The following is a 24,106-nucleotide window of genomic DNA, read 5'->3' as shown; positions in this document are numbered from 1 at the left end:
ATCGCCTACTTCGACGGCACGCAATTTCAGCGCGCTGAGCAGGTGTCGTTGCCGTGGACAACTGAAGTGCATGTCGGAGACGTGACCGGGCGCGGATATAGAACCAGCCGCGCCGAAGTCCGTGCGAACTGGCCGATCGAGCCGGGAAGCCGCCCACAACGGACAGGACGAACGTGCTTGCCCTGTACTGAGAATGCCGACGGATGGACTTCCGTGTACAGAATCGATATGCGCGGCGCCTCACACGCGAGGGGTCGCTGGTTCGAACCCAGCCGGGACCACCGAAGAAGTACAGGCAAGAGAACTGGGCGTGCCTAGTGCCGCCGCCCGTCGACCAAGCGGCGGTCGCTTTTGGTCGGAGCGCTGACTACTGCGGGTGGACGCCTGGCCCTGCACGGGTGAAGAGTCGTGTAGGAGCCACTTACTAGCCCCCGTCCAACTCGGTCAAGAAGTCATCGATGGTCGGCCAGGTCTCGTTGACACCGGCCGACAGCGCAACCAGTCCGAGATGGCTTGCCTCCACCGTGGTGAACCGAACATCCGCAGACTTGAGCATCGCCACGCCGTGATGCACACACTGCCACGGCGCGATGGCATCACGGTGGCTGCCGAACAGCTGGATCGGCAACGTCAGAGTCGTCAGATCGAGGGTGTAACCGGCCACATTGACCACGCCAGCGGCGATCTCATCGTGATAGATAAAGCGGCCCCACATCTGTGAGACGGCCCGTCCTGGATAACCAGGGAAGGCATCCTGAAACCGGTCGATCACTTCGGCCTTGGCCAAGGCTTCGGTGTTGTCCAGATTGTTCAGCAGAAACCAGGGCCGCTTGATTTCTCGGTCCCATGACGTGGCGCGGTAGGCGGCCTGTACCACCGGTGCAGGAATGCCGCCGAGTGCTCGTAACACCGTGGTGACGGCATAGCCGTTGGTGCGTTTGGTGATTCGGCGTGCCTCGGGATAGCCGGGGATTTGTCCGTAGTCCAATGGGGTGCCGATAGCGACGATCGAGCGGATCGGCAATCCGCGGTCGGCCGCGGCGGTCAAGAGGCTCAGGGTGCCGCCCAGGCTCCACCCAATCAGGTCGAGCTGTGTTTTACCCGAATCGATGAGTACCCGCTCGATGGCCTGCGGAATGATGTCGGCGAAGAATGCTTCCAGACCCAGATGCCGGTCTGCCCAGCCGATCTCACCGTAGTCGACGACATAGGGCGTACGGCCCTGCTCGAGCAGGTGCGCCACCAGTGACTGACCCGGTGCAAGGTCATAGCATGTCGCCGACGCCGCCAGCGGCGGAACCAAAAGGACCGGGACAGCGCTGGAGTCGCGCGGATCGTCAGTGCCGTAACGGCGCAATTGGCGATGTGGCTCGTCGAACAGCGCAACATGGCTGGTCGGTGTGGGTGGGCGCACTCCGTTGCCGAAAGTGATGGCGAACAAGTTCCTCGCCGAGACCGGGATCGAGACCATAGTTAGTTCGTGTACTCCTTCTTGCCGGCACTGCCCGGCTTACCGATAGCCATCCAAAGCGTTTCAGTCGAACGGTCGGATATACAACGGTTTGTGGCGTGTACGACATATGCGCGCACGACACATGGGTGCGCCACCGCGGAGCCGGACTCGGGCAAGCTGCCACATCGTGCGCGTTGATGTTTATAGCGGGGAATGACCATTGCACAGCGGCAGGGTAGGCATTCAATCAGTCCGGCTGGTTTGTGGAATACCGCACTCCAGGGGGCGAGTTAGTCTGCCCCTCGCCACGCTTCGGGGCGGTCATGGGCGTCATTTGGTAGCCGGTAGCTCTGATGCTAGCCAAGGCACTAGCCGAAGCGGCGCTTGATGAGCTGAACACTGTGGCGTAGAGACATCTTCCATGTAATCGGCTTCAGGCAGACAGGACCGACGCGGGTGTGGACTATGCGGCGAGATTTTCTTCATCGCGGCCGGCCTTGCGAGATGCCTGAGCAGGGAGACGAACGTTTTCGGCTACCGCCCTAACAGATCAAGCGCTTTGGTTACGGCCACTGCTTTCAGCAGCGAGGCGATGCCCAACAATCGCGCGAGGTTCGTCGGCGTGCTCACATGACCGAGGTCATCAATGCGTGCCGAGCTTATGTGCCGATATAGGCGTTCGAAGTTATCCACTTGGCGGTGCAGCGCGGCCTTGTCGACTAGATGTGTCTCATCACCAGACCTTTCCGCCAGCAGGTACAACGGCGCTGTCACTAGAGAGATCGCGGGTATGCCGGCATGCAGCAGCGGCTCTCCCTCGCCGAAGTGAATCAGCGGGCTGGGCTTGGAGATACGGGGGAGAGTGCGGTTCACGCCGTGCCATTTCTGGCTGGCGAGCTGCGCTAGTTCTGGTGTTGTGGCGTAGAGCAGTTCGGGCTCAATTCGCCCGGTTGCCCGCAATGTATTCGTCACGGGATCATCGACGAGTTCTCGAGCACCGAGGTGCTCGACAGCGAGCCCTGCGACCGCTCGCCGCTGCCCGTGTCCGCCGGCCCACACTTCAGGATGGTCTCTTAGGAAGCGTTGAGTGGCTTGACCTTTGGACGTGACCGCAGGGATCCGCATGTGGCCTGAAGTGAAGATGAAAACAGTGGTGCGTTCGGGGGGATTAAGGGCCGCGGCGCGGGCCATGGCGACCGCCGCGATATGCCCGTTCTCTTCAATCACATTGACGCCGTCGGTATGGGTCACAACTAGCACCGTCTCGTCCGGTCGGGAGGTGCCCTCGATCACCGTCCAGATGGTGCGTGTGGTTGTGTTTGGGGCGAGCTGATAGTCAAGGACAACAGATGCCTGTTCCCCCTCAGAGGCGGCGGCCAGCACTGTGTCGCCTGCCGTACCACTGACAAATATGGCAGGCACGCCCTGGTAGCCGAGCGTAAACGGAAGATACTGGCCGCGCGCATTGTCATCACTTATATTGCACCACACAAAGATAACTGCGCTTACGCCCGCCTTGCGGGCGCGCGCCAGCCCTAGTCCAGCCAGAGTCGAAGCAATCAGCGGATTACGCACCACCGGCCACGGCGAGTCTCGTCCCCATGCGCCAACGACGGCGGAGAAAGGGAATCTGAAGTTCCGGACCTCGACTACCGCGATCTTTCCGCGCGCTTTCTTCCACGCCGGTGCTGGCCCACGCAGACGCACCAACTCTCCGGTTGTTCCGCCTGGCCCGGTAACCCCGGAGTAGGGAACGACCGAGGCGATCGGTACCGGCCGATCTGAGACCCGCAAGGCAGAGCTTCCCTCGCTCGACGCATGCCACCGGGTGAAACGTAGAGTGTCGCTGCGCACGTTAAGGCCAGCTTTGGTGAGCTGATCGTCAATGTGCTCGATCAACTCATCGTGCTCGGCAGTGCCTGTCACACGGCTCTTGAGACGACACAGCAGCGCCAACTCCTGCTCAATCTCGTCGGCAGTGATGACGGACCCCGATTGTGCACGGTCAGACAAAATTTCAAAGCCTCTCTGTGGTGGCCAGGCTCCGCCAAGGCGGAAAATCAGCACTACCTGCGTCGATACATTATGTATCGTTATGATCAATGCTATAACTACCAAGGTCATATGCAAGGTCGTCGGCCAGGAGAAATGTGTGAGCGCTACCACGTCGCGGGATCGCCAGCGCACGCGATCAGAACTAATCGACGCGACCCGCCAGCTCATCGACACCACTGGTAGGACACGATTCAGAGTCCGGGAAATATGTGACGCTGCCGGGTACTCACGCGGTGCGTTCTATTCGAGTTTCCCGTCGATGGACGACCATCTCCTAGCGGTCCATGAACGCCAAAATGCAGACCTCATCGACGCGGTCAACGCCGCACTTGTGCATGCAACAGACGCCGTCGGTGACACCGACGATCTTTCGGGGTTGGTGACGATGTTCGTCTCGGCGATCGCGGTGGATCGCGGCCGCCTTGCCCTGCAAGCATCACTGAACGCACATGCGCAGCACGCCCCTGATCTAGCTGCGCAGTTGATAACGCAAAGAAATAGACTTCGGCGAACTCTTGAACCGTACCTTCTCAGGATAGTGGAATGCACAGGGCGGGAACTGAATACGGATCTTTCGACATTTGTGCGTGCTGTGATGGCAGCCCAAACGGGCGCCGCAACGCAGCTCATAGCATCGGACGATCCCGACGATTTGCGCCCGCTTCTGGTCGCCACCACCATCCTCGGACTTAGCCGACCACGGCGTAGTCGTTCCAGCTGACGAGCTGGGCCAAGCGGTGTCTGCTTGGCACCACGGATGCCTTCCGCGCCGAGCGATCATGTGTTGAAACAAATTTGGTCGTTCCGCGAGCCAATCACCAGGGTAATCAAGGAGAGTGCGGCGGTTGCACCTGATATTGCTTGTCGCCGGTCGCGTTGATCAGTGCTGCGCCCTGCCGGCAGAGGATTGCATGACACGCCTCGCCCGAGAAACAGGCCGCGGGCATCCGAGAACCGCACACCCTCGACCAGAGGCCGAGGGTGTGCCCGAACGGCGATCCCTACCTATGCGATTCGCCTGGCGGGTCGTCGAGCATGGGGGTGTGCGCAATCACCGGGTATGCGCCGGTGTATCCGATCCGCTCGCGGGCGAGCTGCAGCACGCGACCGCGGCACAGGTACCAGCCCGCGGTTAATACGGGGACAAGTACCGCTATTGCGATGAGGTTCCACGCGTTCTCGTAGCACATCAGCACCACCACGGCCGCCAGGAACGCCAGCGTCAGGTACCCGGTGTACGGGGCGCCGGGCATCCGGAAACTGCCCCGTTGCAGGATGCCTCGCTGTGACCACCGGTACAGCTGGATCTGGCAGATCACGATGGTGGCCCATGACGAGATGATCCCGAGTGCCGCCAGATCCAGAGCGGTTTCGAAGGCTTCGGCGGGAATGACCAGGTTCATGAATATACCGACAAGTGTGAGGGCACCGGTGACCGCGATGCCCATGAAGGGCACTCCGCCGGAGGTCATGCGTGACAACACTTTTGGTGCACTACCGTTCATCGCCAGTGAACGCAGAATCCGCCCCGTGCTGTACAGGCCCGCGTTCAGGCTGGACAGTGCGGCTGTCAGCACCACAAAGTTCATGACATCGCCGGCGTACGGCACGCCTATCCGGGAGAAGAAGGTGACGAAGGGGCTTTCGCCGGCTTTGTAGGTCCCATAGGGCAGCAGCAGTGCCAGCAAGATGAGCGAACCCACGTAGAAGACCGCGACCCGGAACACGACGGAGTTGATGGCCCGGGGCATCACCTTGTCAGGGTTTTCGGTCTCGCCGGCGGCGATGCCGACCAGTTCGACTGCGGAGTACGCGAAGACGACTCCCGAGGTGACGATGACCAATGCCATCAGGCCGGTGGGCAGCAGGCCGCCGTTGTCCGCGATCACCGATGGTCCTGTGCTGGCGCCCTCGACCGTGAACCGGCCCGCCAGGAAGACCGTCCCGATGACCAGGAACCCCATGATGGCAACCACTTTGATCAGAGCCGCCCAGAATTCCATCTCCCCGAACAGTTTGACGCTGATGGTGTTCATGGTCAGCACGATGACCAAGGCAATGAGTGCGATGGACCACTGAGGGATGGCCTTGAAGGCGCTCCAGTAGTGCATGTACAGCGCGATGGCGGTCACGTCGACGATGGCGGTGGCGGCCCAGTTGAAGAAGTACATCCAGCCCGCGACGTACGCTGCCTTCTCGCCGAGGAATTCGCGGGCGTACGACACGAAGGATCCCGAGGACGGCCGGTGCAAGATCAGCTCGCCCAACGCACGCAGGATGAAGAACACGAACACGCCGCAGACCGCATAAACCAAGAACAAGCCCGGTCCCGCACTGTGCAACCGGCCGCCGGCTCCCATGAACAGCCCCGTGCCGATGGCGCCCCCGATGCCGATCATTTGGACTTGCCGGTTATTCAGTCCCTTGTGATAGCCCTGCTCCTCCGGGGCGGGGGCCGACGTGTCATAAGTTGCCGGAGATGTCATCGTGCGACCGTATCGACCGGAAAATTGCTGATTGGAACAACGATGTTACGAACATGCTGCGTATTTCTGCTGGATGACCGGCCAAAGGCAACGAAGAGACGTCAAGATCCAGCTGCGGAGGCTTTTCAATACGCGTTGTGCACATAGTTGCCCGGGCTAGTCGGCACCAACCGGCTGCGAAAATGCGCGCAGCATCGCGGGAAAGGCAAGGCGTTCCAGCATCCGTGTCTCGGCCAGCTCGGGTTCGACATAGAACTGCGCGGCCACTCCTTCGCGCAGGGCGGTCGCGAGTCGCGCGATCAGCTCGGTGTCGATGATCAGTTCACGGTGTGCGATCGACATCAGTTCGTTGATAATGCCGGCGGCCTCGCGCCGTAGCCGTGCGTCGTGCTCGGCTAGCACCACGGCCGCGCTCGGCTCCCGGATCGCGTACAGCGTGAATTCCATGCTGATCAGATACCAGCGGCGTTGTGTGGGCCCCTTGTCGTCAATGGTGCGGATGAAGGTGCTGAGGGGGTCGGGGCTCTTGCGGCATTCGTCCAGTGCGGCGCGCAGCTGAGTGAGCAGCTGTTCGCTGCTGGCATCGAACAGGGTGAAGAACAGCTCGTCCTTACCGGCGAAGTTGGAGTAGAACGCACCCCGCGTGAATCCTGCTTTTTCGCAGATATTTTCGATGCTTGCGCCATGGAACCCGCGATCGGCGAACACGTCCAGCGCAGCCTGCATGAGACGGGCACGGGTGTGTTCGCGCCGACGAGTGGATCCAGTCGACATGAGCAGCCTTCCGGTCGTGATGACGGTGAAGCGATATGGATACAAGTATGTATCATACGGAGCGCCTTTAGTAGAGGCTATTGAATGGTCATGAGCCTCCGGCGGGAGGGTGCGGCGATAGGCAATCCGAACCGACTGGAGTGAGCCAGTATTCAGCGTCAATGCGCGTCGGGGCTTCTCTTGACGGGTGCACGTGGTGCGCGTAGGTTGTGGGCAGATAGATACGACTATGTATTGAAGGGTGAGTGCATGACCTCCGGAAATGTCGTGGCGGGCGAGGAGCTATCCGCATACATGGTCGGTTCCGCCGATGGCGTTCAGCTCGGTCCCGCGGCGGCGGAAACGGTGACGCAGGAGCGTGAACGCAGATTGCGTGAGCTGGCGGCCGCGTTCCGGATTTTCGGGACTTTCGGTTTCTCTGAAGGGGTGGCCGGACACATCACGGTCCGTGACCCGGAATTCCCCGACACGTTTTGGGTGAACCCTTTCGGCATGAACTTCCGGCACATCACGGTGTCCGATCTGATTCAGGTCGATCACGACGGCAACGTGATCACCGGGAGCCGGCCCGTGAACAGGGCAGCGTTCTGCATCCACTCCGAGGTCCATAAGGCGCGGCCTGACGTGATCGCCGCAGCGCACGCACACTCGGTACATGGCAAGGCATTCTCGTCACTCGGTCAGCCGTTATTGCCCATCACGCAGGACGCCTGTGCCTTCTATCAAGACCATGCTGTGTACACCGATTACCGCGGGGTGGTCGGCGATCTGGAGGAGGGCAGGGCGATCGGATCGGCGCTCGGGCCGGCCAAGGCGGTGATCCTGCAGAATCACGGATTGCTCACGGTGGGGCATTCGGTGGCGGAGGCCGCCTGGTGGTTTATCACAATGGAGCGCTCCTGCCAGGCTCAACTGCTTGCCATGGCGGCAGGCGAGCCCCGAACGATCGACCATGACACGGCCGTGTCGGTCTACAACCAGATCGGGACTCCGGTCGCGGGGTGGTTTCAGTTCCAGCCGCTATGGGACGACGTGATCAGAACGGCTCCAGAGGCCCTTCATTGAGCTCGCCGACACCCGGAATCGGGAATTGTCACCGATGAGCCGCGCCACCGACCAGTCGCAGCGGCTCAGCGACACGGCGCTGACCGTTGACATGCATACCCACGGGCTCAGCATCATGCCGAGATGGCTGCGTGCGGTGGGTGGCAAGACGATAGACATGCCGGCAGCGCCGTTATCGAAGCTGTCTGAGGGCAAGGTGAATCTGGCGATCGTGACAGTGGTCGGCGATGCCGCGCTGGGCACCGCATGGCGACTGCGCTCTCCGTGGCACGGCGTGAGGGCGCAGCTGGACCTGGCGCGTGCGGAGGCTTCGGCAGCAGGTATCGCGGTGGTGGATACCGTCGAACAGATCGCGGACGGCGGCGCCGCGACGGTGATGCTCGGCATCGAGGGCGCCGATGTCGTGAGTGCGCAGCCGGATCGGTTGGCCGAGCTTTACCGGCTCGGCGTGCGCGTGCTCGGGCTGGTGCACTACGCGGACAATGGCCTCGGGACGATAAGTACCTCGTTATCCGGGAGTCGGGGGAGTAGGGCCGTGCGGGCCGGTCGCTATTCCCCTGGTCTGACTGCTTTCGGGAAAGAGGTTGTCGCAGAATCCAACCGGCTCGGCATGCTGATCGACTTGGCGCATGCCGACGCGGCGACAACCTTGGCGGTATGCGATCACACCCGCGTTCCCGTGGTCAGTTCGCATACCGGAGCAGCGGCGGTACAGGAGTTTCCCCGCTACATCGGCGACGAGGAAGCGCGTGCGATAGCCGCCACCGGTGGGCTGATCGGGCTGTGGCCGATGGGTTTTCGGCGCCTGGGAATGCGTGATGTCGATGACTTTGCGCGCCATGCCTCGTATCTGGCTGAGTTGGTCGGTCCACGCCACCTATGTATCGGGACAGACATGAATGGCATTCCGGGGTACGCCAAGGGGTTCGACGGGCCCACTGGATTCCCGACGCTGGTAGAGGCGTTGCTGCACACGGGTTTCGATACCGCCGAAGTCACCGCGATCCTCGGCGGCAATGCCCAGCGTGTTCTGAAGGAAGCACTACCCGGCGCGTAGCCGAGCGCTTTGATGACGCGCACCGTCAAACAAAAGGAGTTCTACCGGTGAAGATCCAGATCGAGACCAACGCGGCCCCAGATCCCGTCGGCGCGTATTCACAAGCTGTCCGCATCGGCGACACCCTGCAGGTTTCCGGCCAAGTCGGGATCGACCCCCATACCGAATCGCTGGTTGGTGGAACCGTCTACGCGCAGACCCTTCAGGCGTTGCGCAACGTTCAGGCGATCCTGACCGCGGCGGGCGCCGATTTCGAAGACGTGCTCATGCTGAGGGTGTTCCTCAATGCTCCCGAGGGATTTGCCGAACTCAACCAGGCGTTTGCGGACTACCTCCAGAAGCCCTATCCGGCCCGCACGACCCTTTTCGGTGGGCTGCCGCCCGGGCTGTTGGTAGAGATCGACGCCCTTGCAAAGATTTCTGCGGCCAGGCAGTGATCGTGGGAATTCATCGTCTGGACTATGGGTGTCATTCATTGGTAGTCAGGTGGAGCGGTCGGGCTGGAGCACAATGAGAATCGCCGTCGCCGGAGCCGGCAGTATCGGTTGCTACGTGGGCGGCAGGCTGCAGGCCGCGGGGCACCAGGTCGTGTACATCGGCCGCCCGAGCCTCGGTCGGGCGATCGCGGAGCACGGTCTGAGCCTGTCGGACTACCTTGGATGGTCGGCCGCCATCCCGGCATCGGAGTGCGCATTCTCCGAGGACATTGACACCGTCCGCTCAGCGGACATCGTGTTGGTGACCGTGAAGTCGGCCGCGACCGCGCAGATGGCGGAATCGCTGGCAGGCAGGCTAGAGCCCGGTGCCGTGGTGGTGAGCCTGCAGAATGGGATCCGCAATCCAGCGCAGCTGTCGCGATACATAAAGCAGCACAATGTGATTACTGGAATTGTCGGCTTCAATGTTGCTCAGGTAGGGGCGGCACACTTTCATCAGGGCACGCAGGGAAAACTGTCACTCTCCACGGGAGCCGAGTCGCTTGCCGGGGCTCTCACGCACGGAGGATTGCTCACCACGGTGCGTGACGACATGGCCGCGGTGCAGTGGGGAAAGCTCGTGGTGAACCTCAACAACTCGGTCAATGCGTTATCGGGGCTACCGCTGAAAGCCGAACTGGGGGATCGCGACTACCGGCTGGTACTCGCCGCAGCTCAGCGTGAGGCGCTCGGACTCCTGCGCCGTGCCGGCCAGCCAGTGGTCAGCCCTCTTGCGGCACCGCTTTCGCTCATGCCCTGGGTGCTCACGATGCCTAACCCCATCTTTACCCGGGCCGCGCGACAGATGGTTGCGATGGACCCACAGGCACGCTCATCCATGCTTGACGACATCACCCTCGGCAGACCGACCGAAATCGACTACATCAACGGCGAAGTCGTCGAACTTGCCAAGAGGCTTGGCGCCAAGGCACCCGTTAACGCCGCGCTGGTCAGTCTCATCCGCGACGTGACCTCCTCCCACGAGATAACGAGATGGCCGGGCCCAAAACTGCGCCGCGAGATCAACCATCGCGCCGCGGCGAGCCACATGCTCAGTTGAAGACGCCGGACATCTTCATGATCAGCAAGACCGCGGTCGCTAGAAACAAGCCCAGAAGCACGGCAAGCGCAATCATCGACACCATCGCAGGTACCGAAGTTTTCCGTAGCGATACCGGGTCTGGATTGCTCGGTTGTGTCTCCTGACCGGATGCGGGCGGAGTGTCCCCGGACTGTGTGCCGCCACCTTTCGACAGGCCCGGTGTGGCCGCCGGTTCAGGATCAGGCGGCAGGTCCGTCGTGGGACGTTTCTTGATCGCCATGGCGCGTGAAATACCCGCACCACAACCCGTCGAAACGGCGCACCAAGAGTTCACTTAAGTCCGCTCGGTTGCTGCGCCAGGATGGGGGGATGGCCGAGATCGACTTCTCGCTGTTGGATATCCCACGAACCGTGCCGGTGGTCGACCCGGAGGCATACCTGCGGGCCGCTATCGCCTGGCACTTCGGGCAGGACACCGGCTCGCCGTTCTGGTTGCGCATGGCACCGAACCTGGACTTCGACCCGCTGACCGACGTGAACGGGTTTGATGATTTGCGCCTGTTCCCCAACCTGGTCAACGAGCTGCGGGACACACCCGTCCAGGATTTGATACCGCGCGGCTACGGATCGCCGGCACCGGTTCCCAAGATTTTCGAATCCGGAGGCACCACCGGCGCGCCCAAACGCACCGCGCAGCTGCCGGACTGGGTTGAGCAGGTCACCCGGTGGCAGCTCGAGGATTTCACGACAGGTGGCTTCGTGGGCGGCCAGGGGCTGCTGTTCTTGATGCCGACTGGTCCTCATGGCGTGGGTCATTTCTCCCGCGCGGTGAGCGAACGGTTGGGCTCGGTGTTCTTTTCGGTAGACCTGGATCCGCGGTGGGTCAAGAAGATCGCTACGCGCGGTGTCGGCGCCGAGGTGTCCGCATATGTGGAGCACGTGCTGGAGCAGGCGCGATTCGTACTGCACACCCAGGACGTTGCCAATCTGCACACCAGCCCGCCGCTGCTGGGCGCGATCGCGCGCGATGACACCATGGCCGAACTGGTGAATCAGAAGATCCGCTACATCCTGCTCAGCGGTGCGCACGTGGACCTGGATACCCTCGATCTGCTCCGCGAGATCTTCCCGAGGACGGTCATCGCGATGGCGTTCGGCAGCACAATGATCCTGTCCCAGGCCAAGACTCGACTCGACGGCGATATCCACGTGTTCGATCCGCGCACGCCCTACGTGGTGTTCTGGGTCATCGATCCGGAGACGGGGGAGCGGGTACCGCATGGCCAGCGCGGCCAGGTGGTGATGAACCACATCGGCAAGGGCATGTTCATTCCGAACAACCTCGAACGCGACACCGCGATCCGCAGACAGGGACCGGGCGGCCAGATCGGCGACTCCGTCAGTGAGGTCGCGCCCGTTGCGACGTTCGAGGGCGAAGCCGTCATCGAAGGCGTCTACTGATCGTGATCGCAGTGGACGCGCTTGGCCCCAATGGCGAATACCGCACTCGCGCACGTGAAGTGATCACCGATATCGCGGGGACGCCCGTCGCTGAACTGAGTATCGCGCCGCCGCTGTTTGTCAGCCGGAGCATCCGCGCTCAGCGCAGTGCGCGGCCGCTGCCTGCGGTCCGCCGGGAAGCGGCGCTGGCCGAAGCTGCCGAGATCTTTGCCGGCACCGACATCGCAGGCTACGGCTTCGATCAGTACGTCGAGGTGGTCAGTCGGGTGTCGGGGCTGCCCGTCGCAGTTGCGCGGAACAGCGCCTGCGAAGTCACCGAGGCCATTCGGCATGCATTCGACGCGGTCGCACCCGCCAGGCCTGTAGGGGCGACATTCGATTGGCGCGATGAGCGCACGCACCGGGGGAGCGCGCTCTGGGTCCGGCGCGGTGAGGTACTGGCCGTGCACGCGTCGGGCAATAGCCCGGGTGTGCACGGCGGGTGGGTGCAAGCACTGGCGTTGGGATATCGCGTGGCCATGCGTCCTTCGCGCCGCGAGCCCTTCACCGGGGCCCGGCTGGTCCAGGCCTTGCGCCGGGCAGGTTTTCGGCCCGAAGATGCCCTGTATCTGCCGACCGATCATGCGGGAGCGGCAGAAATCATCGCCGCGGCTGATCTCGCCATCGTCTACGGCGGCCAGGATGTGGTGGATAAGTACGCCGACGATCCAGCGGTGCTGGTAAACGGGCCGGGCCGCACCAAGATTCTGATTACCGCGGAACGGGATTGGCGCGACTACCTCGACGTGATCGTGGAGTCGATCAGCGGTCAGGGCGGCATGGCCTGCACCAACACCACAGCCGTTCTCTACGAAGGCGATCCGCGACAGTTGGCGGAAGCCATTGCGGCCAGGCTCGCGACGATACGGCCCTTTCCGATCGCCGACGAACGCGCCGTTCTGCCCGGGCAACCACTCGATGCGGCTAGGAGTGTTGCCCACCACCTGGCAGAGAAATCACGAGGCACCACCGCACTTTTGGGCGCGGATCAGATGGTTGCCGACCTGGGGGACGGCTCGGCTGTGCTGCGTCCCGCCGTGCATCTGCTGCACGGCCCCGATGTCGACAAGCTCAACACCGAGCTGGCGTTCCCGTGCGTGTGGATCGCGCCTTGGACCCGTGCCGACGGTCTTGTGCCACTGCGCCATTCGTTGGTGATCAATGCGATCACCGATGATGGGGAACTGATCGACGCACTTGTCGACGAACCCACGGTATCCAACGTCTACAGCGGCAGACTCCCCACCACGTACACGGCCCCCGAAATCCCGCATGACGGCTTCCTCGCGGATTTTCTGATGCGGACCAAGGGCGTCATCCGGGACTGAGATCAAGCCCAGGGGCCGTGCCCACCCACCGATTCGACGCGAATCCGGGTCAGATATCCCTCCGGCGAGTTCGGTGGCGGGAAGTGCTCGTCGGAACCCAGCAGCGCGACGGCCAACTGGCTGAGCAACTCGGGTGCGCCGCCCTCCACCACCCGCGCCGAGCCGGTGACGGCCAGATATTCGCGCTGCTGCCCGGGCTGACTGGGGGCAAGGACAGTCAGGGCAACGTGGGGATCGCGACGGATGTTTCGTAGCTTCTTGTAGTTACCCGAAAGGTGGGCCGCCACCAACTCGTCACCGTCCGGTGTGGACTGCAGGGCAACCCACACCACAGATACCTGCGGGCTGCCGTCGGGGTTGACGGTGACGAGCGTGGCGTCGGCGCCCGCTCCGATGAGGGCGCGCGCGGCGTCGTTGAGTTCCATGTCGATTTTCTACTCCGTAGCGTGCGGTTTCATTCCCGATCGGCGATTGCTGGCTAGTGCCGATGGATCCACCCCGCCAATTTGTGGCTTGACCGTGAGCCCGACCGCAATGCTGAGGTCGATGAGATCTACCGGGCCAATATTGCTCGGCTTGTCAAGGCGGGAACGTATACAGAACCCTCTCATCGGTTTTCGGGTGCGCGGCACCTGCCGGGCCCCGGTGACGGCGACATGGACACGGTCTTGGCGAATTGGTTGCCTTAGTCGCGGCCTAAGACGGCGGTGCCCGGCTGACAACGTTGTCAACCGGGCACCGTGTCGTTATGCGTTACTGCAAAACGGTCGTGGTGTTGGTCCCATAGGGCACATGCGGATTGGTGCCCAGGGGAGTGCGCGGGTTGGCGCCCTCGTGAGTGGGTTCGTGGAAGCCGCGGTCATACAGGTCGGTACCTGGTTGGGTGCAGGCGCCACCGACGCGCGGCGCACCACCGGTACAGGCGGTGCGGCAGTTATGGGTGTACGGGGCTTCGCCGGCGCCGCAGACCGGTGGAACGGGCGGCTGTGCTGCCGCAATGGGGGCCAGGTACGTCGCGACCGAGGCCCCGAAGGCCCCGGCGAACAACGCGACGCGGGCGGGCAGTGCAACCATCAGGTCCAGCGCTCCTAACAATGCATGAATCAGAGTTGAACAAAAGGTTACACATCATAACGATTTGAATCCACAGAATATTTGCTGTTCACGACCGGACCGGCCGGGATGGGCCCGAAATTACCTGGGAATCGCCGATGAACGCGACACGCCAAAAGATAGCTGAATTGAGCGCCCAGCTAATAGATAGGTTACCCGGGGAGGGTTCGATGCTGCGGTGCGGTCATAGCGCGCGCAGGTACCGCTGCGTGACTATCCGCTGCAGTTGCTTCGCCAGCGGATTGCCTAGCCGAATCCACCAGAATGACGGCCTGGAGAAGGCGGTAATTTCCACGCTGACAACGTCGTTGGAAGGATCACGGCGCACAATGAACGCCTCTTCGCCGGTTTCGGGGTGTCCTTGAAGCGTGCCGTAGGCAAATCCGCGCCGGTTCGGCTCGTCGACCACGTAAACGATGCGGCATAACGCCCAGAACGGCCACAGTCGTGTCGCCACATTCACGCCCTCGCCGACCTCGGGCGCCGAGGTCAGGACCCGCAGCCCGATTCCATGCTGGATTCCGAAACGCATCAGGCGTGCGGCCGCCTCCTCGAATCGGGCCTCGCCGGTCCCGATCTGCCGAGATTCCCGTACGTGGTGGTACCCGGCGGGCAGCTCACCGGCCGTCGCGCCCCTCTCCGGGTAGGTGAAAGGGAGCTGGCTCAACCGGGCAATATCCACCCCAATAACGTAGGGGAGTATGACCACCGAGGAAGCAGTAACTGCGCATGAGGGTGGTGGGTTCAACCCGCCCGATCCCACTCTCAAGGGCGGCCCCGACTACGGCCGTTTCATCGATGCGCTGCGGACCCTGCAGGATCGTGCGCGGGCCGCGCTGCCGCCCGATGCGGTGGTCACCGAGCTGGCCGATCAGCTCGAGGCTATGAATAAACTGCTGGCTCCGTACGAGGTCTCGGAATGGGACTCGCCTTCGGGGCGGCGTACCGACCTCCCGCTCCGGGGGAACATCCTGTTGGTACCCATGACGATCGAGAGCTTCGACAACGGGGTCCTCACTGGCACAGCTACTTTCGGCCGCTACCACCTGGGGCGCAACGGTGCTGTGCACGGTGGCTGCCTCGGGCTGCTGTTCGACACCATCTTCGGGACCGGCTCGCTGTTGTTGACCGATCTGCGCAAGCTGCGCACGGCTTACTTGAATATCAACTACCGCAAGATCACTCCCATCGAGAAGGAGCTGCGGTACGACTGCACTCTGGCTCGCGTTGAGGGGCGCAAGGTATTCATGACCGGTCGGCTGCTGGACGGTGACGAGGTGCTCGCCGAAGCGGACGCGCTGTTTGTGAAGCTCAACCCCGGCCAGCCCTGAGCGGGCCCGGTGCGTGGCGATGGCCAGATCTGTCGGTCGACCTGATTCGGGCGATGGCGTTCGTCCACAGCATCTTCGAACCCGCCGCGAGTTCTGTGCCGGCATCGCGTGCCGAGAGCAGGCCCTTGATCACGCGTACCGCATCGGCCTTGTTGCGGGTCGATGCCTTGCTCATGTGGCCGGTATTGAACGGTGGCTGCGGGTCGTACTCGATGCACAGCGCGGTTGCCTCAGCCCGTGGCCGTCCGGCGATTTCGCCGACGAGCCACAGTCCAAGGTCAAGCCCCGCGGACACTCCGGCAGCGGTGATCACCTTGCCGTCGCGGACGATTCTCTTGTCGCGCTGCGGATTGGCGCCGAAGGTGGCCAGTAGACGCTGTCCGGCCCAATGACACGTGGCGTCCCTGCCGCGGAGAATCCCTGCCGCGCCCAGGATGAGCGATCCACTGCACACCGACGCGGTCCAGGACGTGGTTTCATGCACCTTTCGCAGCCAGTCCAGCACCCGCTCGTCGGCGGCCGTGCTCAGGGTGGCGGGCATCGAGCCACCAACGAGGACCATGTCGGGAGCCGGCGTCTCGGTCAATGAATGGGTCGCGCCGAGCGTCAGCACACCGCTGTCGGTCACTATCGGCCCCGGCCGGTGCCACACGAATCGAAACTCCGCCGACGGCAGACCTCGGAGCATTTCGTAGGGGCCGATCGCGTCGAGGGCCGTCATACCGGGATACGCCAAGATCGCTATCTGCATCAACACATCGTCGTGCAGTGGCCGTTTCCGTAGAAGTGGCCAAATAGCCACTGACCGATGAGATCTTGCCATTAGCGCGATAGGCTCACCCGCATGCGTTCTGCGAGAGGGCCTCACTCTGGGGAGCCGGGTCGTTCGGGCGAGCCTCACTCTGGGCGGCTGGGTCGTTCGGGCGAGCCTCACTCCGGGCGGCTGGGTCGTTCGGGCGAGCCTCACTCCGGGCGGCTGGGTCGTTCGGGCGAGCCTCACTCCGTCGTCGTTCTTGCGCTTCCCGGAACCATCGGCTTCGATCTGGCCACTGCGGTTGAGGTGTTCCGCCGCGTGTACCTCGCCGACGGCAGCAGGCCCTACCTCGTGCGGGTGTGTGGCACCGAGCCCGTGGTCTCCGCGGGACCGTTCGGCATCGCGACAGATCTTGGGCTCGAGGCTGTTTCGGAGGCCGAGACCATCGTGGTTCCCGCGCGTGACAACCCCACCGCGCCCCTACCCGAGGGCGTCCTCGATGCGCTGAGGGGCGCCTACGAGCGCGGAACGCGCATCGCCTCCATATGCGCCGGTGCCTTCACACTCGCTGAAGCCGGGATTCTGGACGGCAAGCGCGCCACCACGCACTGGCTCGCCGCCGACCTGTTCCGCGAGAGGTACCCGGCGGTGCACCTGGACGCCGACGTGCTGTACGTCGACGAGGGGCAGGTGCTCACCTCCGCGGGTGCCGCCGCCGGGCTCGACCTATGTCTGCACATCGTGGCGCGCGATCACGGCGCGGCGGTCGCCGCGGAAGCTGCCCGTGTTGCGGTGGCCCCGCTGCACCGCGACGGCGGGCAAGCGCAGTACGTCATCCGGAATCGCCGGCGCGCCGAGGTCAGCCTTGGCGAGATATTGGCCTGGATCGAACACAACGCCCATCGCGAACTATCCCTGGAGGACCTCGCGACCGAGGCGTCCACCAGCGTGCGCAGCCTCAACCGGCGGTTTCGGGCCGAAACAGGCCAGACGCCCATGCAGTGGCTGACCGGAGTACGGGTCCGTCATGCCCAGCAGCTCCTGGAGCGATCGGCGGATTCCGTGGAGTGGATCGGGCGTGAGGTGGGGTTCGGCTCACCTGCGAATTTCCGGGAGCAGTTCCGTCGTCTCACCGGGGTCTCGCCCCTGGCATATCGGAACACATTCCGCGCGCAATCGGCCTGAGTGCGCATGGCACCCATCGGGCTGGGAAGTGGCTGGTGCGGACCGATAGCATGAGTTCGCAAACCCCCCGTCTCTGAATTGGAGAACTGCCGATGACTGCGCCCAACCCGTCTTCCCTTGTGGCCCCAATCCGGGTGCCGGCCGGGACGACGGCGGGGACCGCGGTGCGGGAGGCCGGCCTGCCCGGCAAGGGCGAGGACGCCATCGTCGTCGTGCGTGTGGATGGTGCGCTCAAGGATTTGTCCTGGACCCCGGAATCCGACACCGAGGTCGAGCCGGTTGCGGCCAATACCGAGGACGGCCGCAGCGTCATCCGGCACTCGGCCGCCCATGTGCTGGCGCAGGCCGTGCAGGAGCTGTTCCCGCAGGCAAAGCTCGGCATCGGCCCGCCGATCACCGACGGCTTCTACTATGACTTCGGGATTGATCACGCCTTCACTCCCGAGGACTTGACCGCCCTCGAAAAGAAGATGAAGCAGATCATCAAAGAAGGGCAACGTTTTTCGCGCCGGGTTTACGAATCGGTAGAAGAGGCCCAGGCCGAGCTCGCCAACGAGCCATTCAAGCTGGAATTGGTGTCGGACAAGTCCGGAGCCGATGACCCGGAGGTCATGGAGGTCGGCGGCGACGAGTTATCCGCCTACGACAACCTGAATCCCCGCACCGGGGAACGGGAATGGTTCGACTTGTGCCGCGGCCCGCATATCCCCACCACCAAGCACATTCCGGCCTTCCGGCTCACCCGTAGCTCGGCCGCCTACTGGCGTGGTAATCAGGCGAACGCCAGCATGCAGCGTGTCTACGGCACCGCCTGGGAGTCGCAGGAAGCCCTCGACAAGCATCTCGAGCTGTTGGAAGAGGCGCAGCGGCGCGATCACCGCAAGCTCGGTGTGGAGCTGGATCTGTTCAGCTTCCCCGATGAAATTGGTTCCGGCCTACCGGTTTTCCATCCGAAGGGTGGCATCGTGCGCAAGGAGCTGGAGGACTATTCGCGCGCCAAGCACACTGCCGCCGGCTACGAGTTCGTCAACACCCCGCACATCACCAAGGAGAACCTTTACCAAACCTCGGGTCACCTGGACTGGTACTCCGACGGCATGTTTCCCCCGATGCATATCGACGCCGAACTCAATGAGGACGGCACGGTACGCAAGCCGGGCCAGAATTACTACCTCAAGCCCATGAACTGCCCGATGCACCACCTGATCTACCGGGCACGGGGCCGCTCGTACCGTGAATTGCCCTTGCGGCTCTTCGAATTCGGATCGGTCTACCGATATGAGAAATCCGGTGTGGTGCACGGATTGACCCGGGTGCGCGGCATGACGCAGGACGACGCGCACATCTACACCACCCGCGAGCAGATGCATGAGGAGCTGACCTCGCTGCTGCGATTCGTGCTGGACCTGCTGTCCGACTACGGGCTTGATGACTTCTACCTAGAACTGTCGACCAAGGACGAGGCGAAATTCGTTGGGTCCGACGAGGTCTGGGAGGAAGCGACCAAGACGCTGGAGCAGGTGGCGCTCGATTCAGGGCTGCAGCTGGTGCCGGATCCTGGCGGTGCGGCCTTCTACGGCCCCAAGATCTCGGTGCAGGCCAAGGATGCGCTGGGACGGTCGTGGCAGATGTCGACCATTCAGCTCGACTTCAACATGCCCGAGCGCTTCAACCTCGAGTACACCGCCGCCGACGGCACCCGTAAGCAGCCGGTGCTGATCCACCGTGCTCTCTTCGGATCCATCGAACGGTTCTTCGGTGTGCTCACCGAGCACTACGCGGGAGCCTTCCCGGCCTGGTTGTCGCCGGTGCAGGCGGTGGGTATCCCGATCGCCGATGCGCACGCGCCATATCTGAACGACATTGTTTCGCAGCTCAAAGCGCAGGGCATCCGGGCCGAGGTAGACAGCAGCGATGACCGCATGAACAAGAAGATCGTCAATCACACCAACCAGCGGGTGCCGTTCTTGCTGCTGGCCGGCGATCGCGATGTCGAGGCGGGCGCCGTCAGCTTCCGGTTCCGCGACCGTACCCAGGTGAATGGGGTGCCCCGGGACGAGGCTGTCGCCGCCATCGTCGACTGGGTGAACAGACGTGAAAACGTCTCGCCGACTGCCGAACTCCTGAAGCTGGGTGCCAGTGACTGACCAGGACTCGACCATCATCGACCGCGGCGTGGGCGACCCGGATCATCTGCAGCGGCTGTGGAGCCCCCACCGGATGAGTTACATCGCCGAGGCCGTGAAGGCGCCCAGCCCGGACTCGGCGCCCTTCACCGAGATCCCGGAGATGGCCGACGAAGACGGTTTGGTCGTGGCCCGCGGTGAGCATGTCTACGCCGTGCTGAATCTGTATCCATACAACCCGGGTCATTTGATGGTGGTGCCGTACCGCCAGGTGGCCGAGCTCGAAGATCTCACCGAAGGGGAGAGCCGTGAACTGATGGCCTTCACCCAGAAGGCGATTCGGGTGATCAAGAAGGTCTCACGGCCCCACGGCTTCAACGTGGGCCTCAATCTGGGTAGTGCCGCGGGCGGCTCCCTGTCCGAACACCTGCATCAGCACGTGGTGCCGCGCTGGGGCGGTGATGCGAACTTCATCACCATCATCGGCGACTCCAAGGTATTGCCGCAGCTGCTGCGAGACACCCGCACGCTGCTCGCCACCGCCTGGGAGCAGTTGCCATGAGCGGCCTGCTCTCGCGGGAGACATTCGCGAAGATCACCAACCCGCTGGCCAGCGCGCTGTTGCGTGCGGGATTCACCCCGGACACGGTCACCATCTTCGGAACCGCCGCATCGGTGGTTGCGGCGCTGACACTTTTCCCGACCGGGCACCTCTTCTGGGGCGGCATGGCGGTGTGGTTGTTCGCGATGTTCGACATGCTCGACGGCGCGATGGCTCGCGCACGTGGCGGCGGCACCCGATTCGGCGCGGTCCTCGACGCGACATGCGATCGGGTAGCCGACGGCGCGGTGTTCGCCGGGCTCGTTTGGTGGGCCGCGTTCGGCTGGGGATCAACCTCTTTGGTGGTCGCGACGCTGATCTGCATGATCACCTCGCAGGTGATCTCGTATGTGAAGGCGCGAGCCGAGGCCTCCGGATTGCGTGCCGACGGTGGCCTCATTGAGCGACCGGAGCGGCTCATCATCGTGCTCGCCGGAGCGATATTCAGCGGTGGATTCGGGGTGCAGTGGCCGCTGCACACGGCGATGTGGGTGCTGGCCGTTGCGAGCTTGGTGACGGTGGCCCAGCGTATGCATGCGGTCCGTACCTCTCCCGGAGCGCTGGACCTGCTGCCCAATTCCGATGCGGGACAGGACACCGCGGAGACGAATCAGCCATGAGTGTCTGGGGAGAGCGCGCCGCCGACTGGGGATATGCCGCGGGATGGAATCTGACGCAGATCACTCCAGACCTGCTTGCCCGCGCCATATTCGACGTCGGCGCCATGGCCGGTGCCCGTAAAGGGGGACCCGAGCAGCTGCGCAAGAACCTCGCGCGGGTGCTGGACGTACACCCCCGGGAGGTGCCCGACCGGCTCATCATCGACTCGATGCGTTCCTACGCACGGTACTGGCGCGAAGCGTTCCGGCTGCCCTCGCAGAACATGGAGCGTCTCGCCGCCCGCCTGGATAGTTGCCTATACGGCCGTCGGAACCTTGACGCCTCGCAGGCCGAAGGGCGGGGAACGGTTATCGCGCTGCCGCACAGCGGAAACTGGGACATGGCGGGGGTGTGGCTGGCGCAGACCTACGGCACCTTCACCACCGTGGCCGAGCGTCTGAAACCCGAGTCGTTGTACCGGCGCTTCCTGGACTATCGCGAGACCCTGGGATTCGAGGTGCTTGCGCTCACCGGCGATGCGTCGGGGCCATATGAGCTGCTGGCCCAGCGATTGCGGGAGAACCGTGTCGTCTGCCTCATGGCCGATCGCGATCTGAGTCGCAGTGGCGTACCCGTCGATTTTTTCGGTGCCGAGGCCCGCATGCCCGCAGGGCCCGCACGTCTGGCGATCGACACCGGAGCACGTCTGTTACCTGCGCACTGCTGGTTTGAACCGCATGAGCGGTGGGGAGTCCGCATCCATCAGGCCGTTGATACCTCGGCGGGCGATGTCGCGGTCGCCACACAGGCGATGGCCGATGTCTTCGCCGCCAATATCGCCGAACGACCCGCGGATTGGCACATGCTGCAGCCGCTATGGCTCGACGATTTGTCCGAGGAGCGCCGCTCCAAACTGCGGACGGCGCCGCCGCAGGAGCCTGCGGCCTCCCGGGAGACCGATCCCGTTGGTGGGCAGGCGTAATGCGCATCGGGATGGTCTGCCCGTACTCCTTTGACGTACCGGGTGGCGTCCAGTCCCATGTCGTGCAGCTGGCAGAGGTCATGCGTGATCGCGGCCACCACGTGAGCCTGCTTGCGCCGTCGTCGTCGGATCTGGAGCTGCCCGAGTTCGTGGTCTCCGGCGGCAAGGCCGTTCCGATCCCGTACAACGGATCGGTGGCGCGGCTTCGATTCGGCCCGGCTACCTATGCCAAGACCAGGCGCTGGCTTGTCGACGGCGACTTTGACGTTCTGCACCTGCATGAACCGAACGCGCCGAGCCTGTCGATGCTGGCGCTCATGGTGGCAGAGGGGCCGATTGTCGCGACGTTCCACACGTCCACCACCAAGTCGTTGACGCTCAGCGTGTTTCAAGCCGTGCTACGTCCCTGGCACGAGAAGATCGTGGGCCGGATAGCGGTCTCGGAGCTGGCCCGGCGCTGGCAGATGGAGGCGCTGGGATCCGACGCGGTGGAGATCCCCAATGGTGTCGACGTTCGCTCCTTCTCGGGCGCGCCCGTTCTTGAGGGGTACCCACGCGAAGGTAAAACGGTGCTGTTCCTGGGGCGCTACGACGAGCCGCGCAAGGGCATGGACGTGCTGATGGGCGCACTGCCGAAGATCGCGACCAGCTTTCCCGATGTGGAGATCTTGATCGTGGGGCGCGGCGACGAAGCCGAATTGCGCACGCAGGCGGGACCGCTGGCTAAGCATCTGAAGTTTCTGGGACAGGTCGACGACGCCACCAAGGCTTCGGCCATGCGCAGCGCCGACGTCTACTGTGCGCCCAATATCGGCGGCGAGAGCTTCGGCATTGTCTTGGTGGAGGCGATGGCGGCGGGCACGGCCGTCGTCGCCAGCTCGCTGGATGCCTTCCGCCGGGTGCTTCTGGACGGCACTGCGGGCCGGCTGACACCCACCGGCGATCCCGATGCCTTGGCGGCGGCCCTCATCGATGTGCTGGGTAATGACGAAGGCCGGGCACAGCTGGTCGCGGCCGGCACCGAGGCGGTGCAGCGGTACGACTGGTCGGTGGTCGCCCAGCAGATCATGCTCGTCTATGAGACCGTCACCGCCTCTGGCGCGCGGGTGAAGGTGGACAGTTGGTGACGTTCTCGGCGTTGACGGTCGTCGTCATCGCCATCATCGCCCTATTGGTCGCGCTCGGCCTGCTCTGGGCCTACCTGGTGGCCAACCGCCTGGACCGGCTGCACGTGCGCAGTGACCTGTCCTGGCAAGCACTTGATGCTGCGCTGGCTCGTCGCGCCGTCGTCGCACGTGCGGTAGGGGACGCACTCAAGGACGAGCAACTGATCAAGCTGGCGGCGAAAGCCGAACGTGCCGAACGTGACCGGCGCGAATACGCCGAAAACCAGCTCGCCGCCGCGCTGTCCACCGTCGACCCGGACCGGCTGCGGCCGGCTTTGGTGGCCGAGCTCGCCGATGCCGAGACGCGCGTGCTGATCGCGCGACGCTTTCACAATGATGCCGTGCGCGACACCCTGGCACTGCGGGTACGCCGCCCGGTCCGTTGGTTGCGTCTGGGTGGAACCGCGCCGATGCCAACATATTTCGAAATCATCGACCGTCCGGGGGCAGGCACCGAGGATCCGGCGCTGGCCAACTTCCGCACCTCGGCCCGGATCATCCTGCTTGACGAGGACGGCCGGGTGCTGCTGCTGCGCGGCTTCGATCCTGCGGCGCCGACCCCGGCAGTGCATTGGTGGTTCACGGTTGGTGGACAGACCTTGCCGGGAGAGAAGCTGGCCGACGGTGCGGTACGCGAACTGGTGGAAGAAACGGGGCTATCGGTTCCCTCCGGGCGTCTGGTGGGCCCGCTGTGGCGGCGCGTGGCCGTCTTCGACTTCAACGGCACCACCATCCGGTCCGAGGAATTGTTCTTCGTGCACCGCACCAAGAGGTTCGAACCGGCCACCGACGGTCGCACGAATCTGGAGCAGCGCTACATCACCGGGCACCGTTGGTGCGATGCGGAGGAGATCGCGGCGCTCACGGCTGCGGGGGAGCAGGTGTACCCGAATCAGCTGGGAGAACTGCTCTGTGAGGCCGCCGCTGCGGCCGATGCGGTAGCCCCCGGCGCACGGCGTGCGCCAGTCCAAATCGGGTGAGGCGCGTCACCGCACCTCCCGCCACAAAATCG

Annotated in this window: 25 protein-coding genes and 1 pseudogene; 17 read left to right on the top strand and 9 right to left on the bottom strand. The window is 63.6% G+C overall.

The features are described from left to right. Positions 1-424: 424 nt before the first annotated feature. Both MAB_RS14790 and MAB_RS14785 read right to left on the bottom strand, forming a co-directional pair. The gene (locus tag MAB_RS14790) at positions 425-1,471 is read right to left on the bottom strand and encodes an alpha/beta fold hydrolase (protein ID WP_005090104.1); all 1,047 of its coding nucleotides are present in this window, start codon (positions 1,469-1,471) and stop codon (positions 425-427) included. Positions 1,472-1,987: 516 nt separating this feature from the next. Continuing rightward, positions 1,988-3,676, bottom strand: a complete 1,689-nt coding sequence (locus MAB_RS14785; protein WP_005111421.1) for a hypothetical protein — start codon at positions 3,674-3,676, stop codon at positions 1,988-1,990. On the opposite strand from MAB_RS14785, the pseudogene MAB_RS25200 reads away from it, so the two are divergent. Both MAB_RS25200 and MAB_RS14780 read left to right on the top strand, forming a co-directional pair. After that, a pseudogene (locus MAB_RS25200) lies at positions 3,654-3,728 on the top strand (TetR/AcrR family transcriptional regulator); the annotation flags it as partial. The gene MAB_RS14785 and the pseudogene MAB_RS25200 overlap by 23 nt on opposite strands. 39 nt (positions 3,729-3,767) lie before the next feature. After that, a complete protein-coding gene (locus MAB_RS14780) occupies positions 3,768-4,229 on the top strand; it encodes a TetR family transcriptional regulator C-terminal domain-containing protein (RefSeq protein WP_005111419.1) in 462 nt (153 codons plus the stop codon). A gap of 280 nt (positions 4,230-4,509) precedes the next feature. On the opposite strand, the gene MAB_RS14775 is transcribed toward MAB_RS14780, so the two are convergent. Together MAB_RS14775 and MAB_RS14770 are read right to left on the bottom strand one after the other, a co-directional pair. Next, complete coding sequence (locus tag MAB_RS14775) at positions 4,510-5,994, bottom strand: amino acid permease (RefSeq protein WP_005111414.1); 1,485 nt, start codon at positions 5,992-5,994, stop codon at positions 4,510-4,512. A 156-nt stretch (positions 5,995-6,150) separates the two neighbouring features. Further along, positions 6,151-6,768 (bottom strand): TetR/AcrR family transcriptional regulator, encoded by a 618-nt coding sequence (locus MAB_RS14770; protein ID WP_005093604.1) that lies wholly within the window; start codon positions 6,766-6,768, stop codon positions 6,151-6,153. 249 nt (positions 6,769-7,017) lie between these two features. On the opposite strand from MAB_RS14770, the gene MAB_RS14765 reads away from it, so the two are divergent. The 4 genes from MAB_RS14765 to MAB_RS14750 all read left to right on the top strand — a co-directional run bounded on the left by MAB_RS14765 (position 7,018) and on the right by MAB_RS14750 (position 10,426). Further along, on the top strand, positions 7,018-7,833 hold the full coding sequence (locus tag MAB_RS14765; protein WP_005082425.1) for a class II aldolase/adducin family protein: 816 nt from the start codon (positions 7,018-7,020) through the stop codon (positions 7,831-7,833). A gap of 34 nt (positions 7,834-7,867) precedes the next feature. After that, a complete protein-coding gene (locus tag MAB_RS14760; RefSeq protein ID WP_005082423.1) occupies positions 7,868-8,890 on the top strand; it encodes a dipeptidase in 1,023 nt (340 codons plus the stop codon). A gap of 47 nt (positions 8,891-8,937) precedes the next feature. Next, positions 8,938-9,327, top strand: coding sequence for a RidA family protein (locus tag MAB_RS14755; RefSeq protein ID WP_005082421.1), 390 nt, complete (start codon positions 8,938-8,940; stop codon positions 9,325-9,327). 73 nt (positions 9,328-9,400) lie between these two features. Beyond that, the gene (locus MAB_RS14750; protein ID WP_005115945.1) at positions 9,401-10,426 is read left to right on the top strand and encodes a 2-dehydropantoate 2-reductase; all 1,026 of its coding nucleotides are present in this window, start codon (positions 9,401-9,403) and stop codon (positions 10,424-10,426) included. Here MAB_RS14750 and MAB_RS14745 read toward each other — a convergent pair. After that, positions 10,419-10,688: a DUF6480 family protein gene (locus MAB_RS14745; protein WP_005082418.1), complete on the bottom strand. Its 270-nt coding sequence runs from the start codon at positions 10,686-10,688 to the stop codon at positions 10,419-10,421. The genes MAB_RS14750 and MAB_RS14745 overlap by 8 nt on opposite strands. An 89-nt stretch (positions 10,689-10,777) precedes the next feature. Between MAB_RS14745 and MAB_RS14740 the strand changes: the two genes are divergently transcribed. Then, positions 10,778-11,869: an acyl-CoA synthetase family protein gene (locus tag MAB_RS14740; RefSeq protein WP_005082414.1), complete on the top strand. Its 1,092-nt coding sequence runs from the start codon at positions 10,778-10,780 to the stop codon at positions 11,867-11,869. Between the two features lie 2 nt (positions 11,870-11,871). Beyond that, positions 11,872-13,236, top strand: coding sequence for an aldehyde dehydrogenase family protein (locus tag MAB_RS14735; protein ID WP_005082413.1), 1,365 nt, complete (start codon positions 11,872-11,874; stop codon positions 13,234-13,236). Positions 13,237-13,238: 2 nt separating this feature from the next. Here the strand turns inward: MAB_RS14735 and MAB_RS14730 are convergent, their stop codons facing one another. After that, positions 13,239-13,661 carry a PPOX class F420-dependent oxidoreductase gene (locus tag MAB_RS14730; protein ID WP_005082410.1) on the bottom strand — a complete coding sequence of 141 codons (423 nt, stop codon included), beginning with the start codon at positions 13,659-13,661 and terminating at the stop codon, positions 13,239-13,241. Positions 13,662-13,742: 81 nt separating this feature from the next. Here MAB_RS14730 and MAB_RS14725 point away from each other — a divergent pair, with 81 nt between their 5' ends. Then, a complete protein-coding gene (locus tag MAB_RS14725; RefSeq protein ID WP_005082408.1) occupies positions 13,743-13,925 on the top strand; it encodes a hypothetical protein in 183 nt (60 codons plus the stop codon). A gap of 64 nt (positions 13,926-13,989) precedes the next feature. Here MAB_RS14725 and MAB_RS14720 read toward each other — a convergent pair whose 3' ends face one another. After that, positions 13,990-14,310 carry a hypothetical protein gene (locus tag MAB_RS14720; protein ID WP_005082406.1) on the bottom strand — a complete coding sequence of 107 codons (321 nt, stop codon included), beginning with the start codon at positions 14,308-14,310 and terminating at the stop codon, positions 13,990-13,992. A 223-nt stretch (positions 14,311-14,533) separates the two neighbouring features. Further along, entirely contained in the window at positions 14,534-15,031 is a 498-nt protein-coding gene (locus MAB_RS14715; RefSeq protein WP_005082405.1) for a DUF1990 family protein, read from the bottom strand. Positions 15,032-15,050: 19 nt separating this feature from the next. Between MAB_RS14715 and MAB_RS14710 the strand changes: the two genes are divergently transcribed. Beyond that, on the top strand, positions 15,051-15,680 hold the full coding sequence (locus MAB_RS14710; RefSeq protein ID WP_005082403.1) for a PaaI family thioesterase: 630 nt from the start codon (positions 15,051-15,053) through the stop codon (positions 15,678-15,680). On the opposite strand, the gene MAB_RS14705 is transcribed toward MAB_RS14710, so the two are convergent. Beyond that, positions 15,661-16,431 (bottom strand): DJ-1/PfpI family protein, encoded by a 771-nt coding sequence (locus MAB_RS14705; RefSeq protein ID WP_005082401.1) that lies wholly within the window; start codon positions 16,429-16,431, stop codon positions 15,661-15,663. The two genes, MAB_RS14710 and MAB_RS14705, sit on opposite strands and share 20 nt — an antisense overlap. A gap of 192 nt (positions 16,432-16,623) precedes the next feature. Here MAB_RS14705 and MAB_RS14700 point away from each other — a divergent pair, with 192 nt between their 5' ends. From MAB_RS14700 to MAB_RS14670, 7 genes are all read left to right on the top strand, one after another. Next, positions 16,624-17,619, top strand: coding sequence for a GlxA family transcriptional regulator (locus tag MAB_RS14700; protein WP_074324073.1), 996 nt, complete (start codon positions 16,624-16,626; stop codon positions 17,617-17,619). 92 nt (positions 17,620-17,711) lie between these two features. Beyond that, complete coding sequence (gene thrS, locus MAB_RS14695; protein ID WP_005082399.1) at positions 17,712-19,766, top strand: threonine--tRNA ligase; 2,055 nt, start codon at positions 17,712-17,714, stop codon at positions 19,764-19,766. After that, positions 19,759-20,307 carry an ATP adenylyltransferase gene (locus MAB_RS14690; protein WP_005057529.1) on the top strand — a complete coding sequence of 183 codons (549 nt, stop codon included), beginning with the start codon at positions 19,759-19,761 and terminating at the stop codon, positions 20,305-20,307. The genes thrS and MAB_RS14690 overlap by 8 nt, the downstream gene beginning before the upstream one ends. After that, positions 20,304-20,966 (top strand): phosphatidylinositol phosphate synthase, encoded by a 663-nt coding sequence (gene pgsA / locus MAB_RS14685; RefSeq protein WP_005057532.1) that lies wholly within the window; start codon positions 20,304-20,306, stop codon positions 20,964-20,966. The genes MAB_RS14690 and pgsA overlap by 4 nt, the downstream gene beginning before the upstream one ends. Continuing rightward, complete coding sequence (locus tag MAB_RS14680; RefSeq protein ID WP_005082398.1) at positions 20,963-21,928, top strand: phosphatidylinositol mannoside acyltransferase; 966 nt, start codon at positions 20,963-20,965, stop codon at positions 21,926-21,928. The genes pgsA and MAB_RS14680 overlap by 4 nt, the downstream gene beginning before the upstream one ends. After that, a complete protein-coding gene (locus tag MAB_RS14675) occupies positions 21,928-23,055 on the top strand; it encodes a glycosyltransferase family 4 protein (RefSeq protein WP_005090090.1) in 1,128 nt (375 codons plus the stop codon). Before MAB_RS14680 ends, MAB_RS14675 begins: the two co-directional genes overlap by 1 nt. Then, entirely contained in the window at positions 23,052-24,074 is a 1,023-nt protein-coding gene (locus MAB_RS14670; RefSeq protein WP_005090088.1) for an NUDIX hydrolase, read from the top strand. The genes MAB_RS14675 and MAB_RS14670 overlap by 4 nt, the downstream gene beginning before the upstream one ends. The last annotated feature ends 32 nt before the right edge of the window (positions 24,075-24,106 follow it).

Origin of the sequence: Mycobacteroides abscessus ATCC 19977 (assembly GCF_000069185.1) — a bacterium.
In the GTDB taxonomy this organism is placed as follows: Bacteria; Actinomycetota; Actinomycetes; order Mycobacteriales; family Mycobacteriaceae; genus Mycobacterium; species Mycobacterium abscessus.
The sequence above is the reverse complement of the archived record's forward strand: the minus strand, read 5'-3'. Positions and strand labels throughout refer to the sequence as shown.